This is a genomic window from Vibrio sp. 10N.222.48.A3, from assembly GCF_041475345.1.
GTDB lineage: Bacteria > Pseudomonadota > Gammaproteobacteria > Enterobacterales > Vibrionaceae > Vibrio > Vibrio tasmaniensis_A.
In genome coordinates, this window is sequence record NZ_JBFRVX010001140.1 from 1 (window position 1) to 334 (window position 334).

The 334-nt window shown below is 38.3% G+C and carries 1 protein-coding gene; it reads left to right on the forward strand.

What is annotated here, in order from left to right; translation table 11 throughout:
- Positions 1-16: 16 nt before the first annotated feature.
- Positions 17-316: a hypothetical protein gene (locus AB4653_RS24435; RefSeq protein ID WP_016799982.1), complete on the forward strand. Its 300-nt coding sequence runs from the start codon at positions 17-19 to the stop codon at positions 314-316.
- Positions 317-334: the final 18 nt, after the last annotated feature.

Sequence of the window (334 nt, forward strand, 5' to 3'; positions counted from 1 at the left end):
TACATAGGTAATACATATGAGCAAGTTGAAAAAACGAGGAGCTATAACAGCTATCTCTACTGACAAGAACGAAGGTTCAAGTAAGTCGACTGGAATTACGACTGTCAAAAAGAAAGTGACGACATCTTATATGGTGCCTCCTCTGACTCTTAGAATGTCACTTACTGATAAAGAACGGATAACCGATTGGGTAGCAAATCTGCAAGAGCAGACAGAGAGAAATGTGTCTGCAGCGAAACTGTACCGAGCTTTGGCTTTATATCGAGACAAGATAGATGATGAAGAGCTCGTTGAGTTGATTAATAAAATGAATTGAATATGTATTACCTATGTA

Bases quoted from the DNA above. Each gene is read 5' to 3' on its own strand.
- AB4653_RS24435 (WP_016799982.1), top strand. From the start codon at position 17: ATGAGCAAGTTGAAAAAACGAGGAGCTATAACAGCTATCTCTACTGAC.